The organism is Aggregatibacter actinomycetemcomitans (assembly GCF_003130205.1).
In the GTDB taxonomy this organism is placed as follows: Bacteria; Pseudomonadota; Gammaproteobacteria; order Enterobacterales; family Pasteurellaceae; genus Aggregatibacter; species Aggregatibacter actinomycetemcomitans_A.
In genome coordinates this window covers 141,739-148,321 of record NZ_NRDF01000004.1, presented here as the reverse complement: position 1 = coordinate 148,321, position 6,583 = coordinate 141,739, and the positions used below count along the sequence as shown (strand labels likewise).

7 protein-coding genes and 1 pseudogene are annotated in these 6,583 nt (G+C 45.3%); all 8 read right to left on the bottom strand.

What is annotated here, in order from left to right:
* Positions 1–171: 171 nt before the first annotated feature.
* Entirely contained in the window at positions 172–1,626 is a 1,455-nt protein-coding gene (gene gnd, locus DK423_RS05145; RefSeq protein ID WP_032996470.1) for a decarboxylating NADP(+)-dependent phosphogluconate dehydrogenase, read from the bottom strand.
* A 164-nt stretch (positions 1,627–1,790) separates the two neighbouring features.
* Positions 1,791–2,249 carry a virulence factor gene (locus DK423_RS05135; RefSeq protein WP_032996471.1) on the bottom strand — a complete coding sequence of 153 codons (459 nt, stop codon included), beginning with the start codon at positions 2,247–2,249 and terminating at the stop codon, positions 1,791–1,793.
* 79 nt (positions 2,250–2,328) lie between these two features.
* On the bottom strand, positions 2,329–2,583 hold the full coding sequence (locus DK423_RS05130) for a hypothetical protein (protein ID WP_061886357.1): 255 nt from the start codon (positions 2,581–2,583) through the stop codon (positions 2,329–2,331).
* A 12-nt stretch (positions 2,584–2,595) separates the two neighbouring features.
* Positions 2,596–2,748: pseudogene (locus DK423_RS05125) on the bottom strand (aspartate/glutamate racemase); the annotation flags it as partial.
* Positions 2,749–2,795: 47 nt separating this feature from the next.
* A complete protein-coding gene (locus DK423_RS05120; RefSeq protein WP_005555292.1) occupies positions 2,796–3,227 on the bottom strand; it encodes a hypothetical protein in 432 nt (143 codons plus the stop codon).
* Between the two features lie 106 nt (positions 3,228–3,333).
* Positions 3,334–4,032: a 6-phosphogluconolactonase gene (gene pgl / locus DK423_RS05115; protein WP_005555294.1), complete on the bottom strand. Its 699-nt coding sequence runs from the start codon at positions 4,030–4,032 to the stop codon at positions 3,334–3,336.
* A 175-nt stretch (positions 4,033–4,207) separates the two neighbouring features.
* A complete protein-coding gene (gene zwf, locus DK423_RS05110) occupies positions 4,208–5,692 on the bottom strand; it encodes a glucose-6-phosphate dehydrogenase (RefSeq protein WP_005555296.1) in 1,485 nt (494 codons plus the stop codon).
* Positions 5,693–5,773: 81 nt separating this feature from the next.
* A complete protein-coding gene (gene cysQ / locus DK423_RS05105) occupies positions 5,774–6,583 on the bottom strand; it encodes a 3'(2'),5'-bisphosphate nucleotidase CysQ (RefSeq protein WP_061886906.1) in 810 nt (269 codons plus the stop codon).

Genomic DNA, 6,583 nt, shown 5'->3' with positions numbered 1-6,583 from the left:
GTTTGTTTTTTGTTTGGGAACAAAAATTATACACTATTATGAACTCTTCTTTTTTGCACTTGGATTGTAAATTCAAGCTATAAAAGATCTGCACCTTAATTGGTTGGTTGTAGTGTCCGACTTTTGGGGCGCAGATCAAAGTGCGGTTGATTTACGGGATGTTTTTACACACTACACATCATAAGTGGTTGAAGCCGTATTGCCGCCGCGTCCTGTCCAGTTGGTGTGGAAGAACTCGCCGCGCGGTTTGTCGGTGCGTTCGTAGGTGTGAGCGCCGAAGTAGTCGCGTTGTGCTTGCAACAAGTTTGCAGGTAAACGTGCTGAGGTATAGCCGTCTAGGAAGGTAATCGCAGACGCCATACACGGCATTGGAATACCCGCTTCAATGGATTTCGCCACCACTTTGCGCCAGTCGCTCATGGCGTTTTCTAAAATGCCTTTGAAGTAGCTGTCGGAACCTAAGAAAATCAAATCCGGATTGGCTTCATAGGCATCACGAATATTGCCTAAGAAACGGCTGCGGATAATACAACCCTCGCGCCATAATAAAGCGGTGTTGCCGTAGTTGATGTTCCAGTTGAAGTTTTCGGACGCTTCACGAATCAACATAAAGCCTTGTGCGTAAGAAATGATTTTTGAAGCCAATAACGCTTTGCGCACCGCTTCAATCCATACTTTTTTATCGCCTTCCACTTTGCCAATGGTTTTGTTGAACAACTTGCTTGCGGCGACGCGTTGATCTTTAAAGGCAGACACGCAACGGGCAAACACGGATTCGGTAATTAAGGTCAATGGAATACCGAAATCCAACGCGTTGATACCTGTCCATTTTCCTGTGCCTTTTTGACCTGCGGTGTCTAAGATTTTATCCACCAAACGTGCACCGTCCGCATCTTTGTAGCTCAAAATGTCGGCGGTTATGTCAATTAAGTAGCTGTCTAATTCGGTGTTGCGCCATTCGTTGAAAGTGGCTTGCAATTCATCATCAGATAAACCCACGCCTTCTTTTAAGAATTGGTAGGCTTCACAGATAAGTTGCATATCGCCGTATTCGATGCCGTTGTGCACCATTTTCACGAAATGACCTGCGCCGTCCTTGCCCACCCAGTCACAGCAAGGCTCGCCCTGTTCGGTTTTGGCAGAAATGGCTTGCAATACCGGTTTCACAAATTGCCACGCTTCTTCGTTACCGCCCGGCATGATGGAAGGTCCGTGACGCGCGCCTGCTTCACCGCCGGATACGCCTGTACCGATGAAACGAATGCCTTTTTCACGCAACGCCGCCACGCGACGGTTGGTGTCCGGATAGTTAGAGTTACCGCCGTCGATGATAATGTCGCCAGCTTCCAAGTGCGGTAATAATGCCTCAATAAAGTGATCCACCACCTCGCCTGCACGCACCATTAACATCACTTTGCGTGGTTTTTCTAATTTAGACGCTAAATCTTCCAACGAATACGCGCCGATAATATTAGTGCCTTTCGCCGCACCTTCCAAAAATTCGTCTACTTTGGAGGTGGTACGGTTATACGCCACTACTTTAAACCCGTGGTCGTTCATATTTAAAATGAGGTTCTGCCCCATCACGGCTAAGCCGATAACACCGATGTCGCCTTTTACTGACATATTTTTCTCCTGTTGGTAGGGTGCAACTTGTTGCACCGATTTTAAATATTTTAGTGCAACAAATTGCACCCTCTATGACGACGCGCAAAAAGTGCGGTCGTTTTTTCAGTTGTTTTTATTTATGCTGGCGTGCGCTAGCAAAGGACTATCAAAAAAGAATAAATTTAATTTTCTTGATTATTTTGGAACAACTCGTTCTCCGGAATCTGCTGTAAAGAAAATTGGCGTTTTCCCACAATTTCTTCTACTTTATCAGCAGATAAACCTGCTTGTAATAATTCTTGGCGTAAGCTATTAAGTGAGCGATTAAAGGCTTCACGGGCACGCTGTACGCCCTCTACAATAAATTGCGCATTAAGATCATCTTTTAATTCATAGAATTGAATATTGGATGCACAGTGATAAAACCATTCAAATCGCGCCGCAACCTCTTGTAATGCCAATGTGCCATGCGCTTGTTTAATGCCAATATCGCTTAAATAAACTGTGCCTTGAATATTAGTAAAACCGTGTTTTTTTAAAATGCGTTGAATATCTGCATAAGCATTACGCCAACTTGGATTATGGTAATTTTCCTCCAGACAATGCGTATCCATATCAAAAACAATTAATGTGCGATCCATTTTTTCTCCTACAATGGCATGTGTCAGAAAACACGCGCCGGCAAAGGGGTTATCTAAACCCAAAAGTGCGGTCGTTTTTCTAAACGTTTTTCAACGCCGCTTTATCCAAAACCACTTCACCATTTTCCAACACCAATGCGGGAATGCCGATGTAGCCGTTGGCTTTGGCGTCATCAAAGGCGGAATGGGTGTCGCGTAATTTTAAGAAGGCTTTAAAATTTAAACGGTCACCAGCCATATCTTTTGCTTCATAAGCGATATTTAGTCGCTGTAATTCCGCCACAAAAGATTCGGTATCCGGACACCAAGGGGCAAAGTACAAAATCGGTTTCATTTATCTCTCCCGTTATTTCTCCAAAATAAAATCAATCGCCATTTGGCTGTGTAAAAGTGCGGTGTCGAAAAACGGCAAATCGCTGTCTGTTTGATTAATCAATAAACCGATTTCCGTACAGCCTAAAATGACGCCTTCGGCACCAAGTGCGGTCAATTTTTTTATTTACAATGGCGCGCGTCAGCAAGGAAGGATAAGTTCCATCTACGCAATTATTCAACTAAAAGCTTTTTCAAAGTGGAAAATAATTCCTTAGCCATTTTGTTATTATCCCTGTCTGTTGCACTCTCTTTCTTATGCCATTTAATAGAATCATCACCAGAATAAAAAAGATCAGCATAATTATTTACTGCCTGGCAGCTTCCGCCTTGAGTTCTTGATGTACCAAAAATAAAATTACAGTTTTGGTGGTGAAGGCCATACAGGTTATGACTAACATGCCATTCATTATCGCCTGAAGAATATAGACCTACTTTCACATTTTTATTTTGAAAGACAGCTAAAAAGTCAGCACAATTTTCACTCCGTTCAAAATACACCAATTTATCTAAGAATTGATCACAAGCACTTTTTAGTAATTCATTAAAGGTTGTGGTTTTACCTGTATTAGCAGCACCATATAAAATAAATAAGTTATGTTTCATGTAATTCCTCCAATAGTTTCCCACGTTGGTACACGTTTTCCCAATGTATGTTTTTCTTTACAAGCACCGACTATGAAGCTTGCGCTATCAAACTTATAAACCAATATTACAACAACTTCGCCGCGTCTTTATCCAAATACCATTCCGTTACCCCATTTTTTGCCTGAATTTTAGCGGCGGGATATGGCAGATTTTCAGCCGGTGTGCTTTGAATTTCTTTTAAAATTTTCCCTTTACTTTCACCGGTGACGAGATACGTAATGCGTTTTGCCTGCTCAATGAGTTTGGCGGTTTTGGAAATACGGATTTGTGCGCTTTCAGGGTGCTTCACAATCACGGCAAGGTTTTTATCATCAAAGTGGGTTTGATGTGGGAAAAGCGACGCGGTGTGACCGTCGGCTCCCATGCCGAGAATGATCCAATCAAAAACGCCGTCAGAAATGACCGCACTTAATTCTTCTTGGAAGCGTTTGAGTTCAAAGTGCGGTTCGTTTTCGCCGCGGATTCGATGAATGTTTTCTGCCGGAATTTGAATATGATCGAACAAGAGTTTTTGTACTTCGCCGTAATTGCTTTCCGGATTACTTGGGTTCACCATGCGGTCATCGCCCCACCAGAAATGCAGGTTTTGCCAGTGAATTTGTTCGGCGTAAGGGGATTGCGCAAGAGTTTTAAATAACAGTTTCGGTGTGGAACCGCCGGAAAGGGAAATGTGCACAGGGTGATTTAATTGGCTGTAAATCACAAATTCTTGGGCGATTTTTTCTACCGCGTTTTGAGCAGTGGGAAAAGTGATGTAGTTCATGGTTGTTCTCTTTATTTGCTCCTCTCGCCCGCTTGCGGGAGAGAGACAGACGGAAATTGCATTGGGCAATTTTCGTCAGAGAGAGGGGAAAAAAGATGAATTCCCCTCTCCCTCCGAAAATTCTACGAATTTTCTCCATCCTCCCCCATAAACAGGGGAGGGGAAGCGGGATTTATTACACTTTTTTCTTCATCACCCCGCTTGGGCGGCGCCATACACGGCCGCTTTTGGCAATGAGTTTGTCGGCTGCCGTCGGACCCCAGGTGCCGGCTTCATAATCATAAAGTCTGCCGCCTTGGGCTTTGTAATCCAGAATAGGTTGAACGAATTTCCAAGCGGCGTGTACGGCATCGGTACGCGCAAACAGGGTGGCGTCACCTTTCATGGCATCAAGCAATAAACGCTCGTAAGCAGTCATGACAGTAGCGCCGGCGAGATCGGCATAACGGAAATCCATGGATACTTCCTTGGCTTCAAAGCCTGCGCCCGGTTTTTTCAAGCCGAAACGCATGGAAATGCTTTCGTCCGGTTGAATACGGATAATCAGTTTATTTTCCGGTGCATTTTGGCTGAATACCGGGTGCGGAGTGGTTTTGAAGTGAATCACAATTTCCGTGACCCGTGCCGGCAGGCGTTTGCCGGTGCGCACATAGAAAGGCACGCCCGCCCAACGCCAGTTTTCGATTTCGCAACGCAACGCCATATAGGTTTCCGTGGTGGAATACGGCGGCACGCCTTTTTCCTCCAAATAGCCTTTCACCCATTCGCTGTCCACTTCGCCTGCGACATATTGTCCCAACACCAGATTATGTTCCACGTCTTCCTGGGTCAGCGGGCGCAAACAATGCAGCACTTTCGCCACTTCGTCACGCATGGAATTGGCATTGATAATCGCCGGCGGCTCCATCGCCACCATCGCCAGCACTTGTAATAAGTGGTTTTGGAACATATCGCGCATGGCGCCGGAACCGTCATAATAGCCGCCGCGTTCTTCTACACCGATGGATTCCGCGCCGGTGATTTCAATGTAATCAATGAAATTACGGTTCCACAACGGTTCAAACCAGCCGTTGGAGAAGCGTAACACAAGCAGGTTTTGGACAGTTTCTTTACCAAGATAATGGTCGATACGGTAAATTTGATGTTCTTCAAAAAAACGGTGAATTTGAATATCCAAGGCTTCGGCGGTTTTGCTGTCATAACCGAACGGTTTCTCCACGATAAGGCGTTTCCAGCCGTGATCTTCTTTATTTAAACCATGCTCGCCCAAACATTCCGGAATCACGCCGTAGAGGCTCGGCGGCGTGGAAAGGTAATACAAGGTGTTGCCTTCGGTGCGATAGGTGTCGTGCAGTTCGTCAAGACGCGGAACCAGTTTGGCGTAGTCCGCTTTATCCGCCGTATTGACCGCCTGATAATACAGGTGGCTGCAAAACTGCTCCAGGCACTTGCCTTCCGCACCTTCATTTTTAATCAGCGTTTGACGCATTTTCTCACGGAACGATTCGTCGTTCAGTTCGGTACGTGCCACGCCGAGAACGGAGAAATCTTCACCCAGTCGATCGATTTTATAGAGGTTATATAGCGCCGGAATAAGTTTACGATAAGTGAGGTCGCCGGAGGCGCCGAAAATTACAATACAACAGTTTTCTGCTTTCATTTTGTTACCACGTTGATGTCATTGTTTAAATAAATGCTTCGTATAATAGGTAAAATTATTCTGGATTTCCAATTACTCTAATTAATTGGAGTGAAAGATTTTATCCCACGGAAAATCCTGCGTGATGCCCATGACAAAATTCGGATTGACGAAAGATTCCCGTTTGTTATAAGTCAGCGGTTGATAATTCAAGTCAAAAATAATGCCACCCATTTCCGCCAGTAAAATTTCGGAAGCGGCGGTATCCCATTCGCCGGTGCAACCCAAGCGAATGTAGCAATCGCATACGCCATCCGCTACCAAGGTGCTTTTTAACCCGCTGGAGCCGCAAATATGAAATTCGTAAGCCAAATTCTTATTTAAAATCGACCGCACTTTTTCGGCCGCGGCGGCGGAACCTACAGCAATACGCAAGGCATTGTCCGGTTGAATGTCACGGAAGGTTAATTTGAGGTGCTGCCCGCCATGATGTTTATACGCACCGAAACCCTGCATGGCGTAATAGGTGGAACCCAACATCGGTGCATGAATCACACCCAACACTGGCTGATGATCTTTCACCAAACTGATGAGCACGGAGAATTGACCGGTGCGATCGATAAATTGTTGTGTGCCGTCCAGGGGATCGATTAACCAGTAAGAGCGCCAGGTTTGCCGCTCGGTCAGCGGAATATGGCAATTCTCTTCGGAAAGAATCGGAATCTGCGGCGTAAGTGCGGTCAGTTTTTCCGTTAAAAATTGGCTGACGAATAAATCCGCCTCGGTCACCAGTGTGTTGTCCTCTTTCATTCGAACTGCCACCGAACGTTGATAAAAGCAACGTAAATGCTCACCCGCCTGTTGGGCGATCTCTATTACATCCTGCAATAAATGGGTCGTTAGGATTGGCAT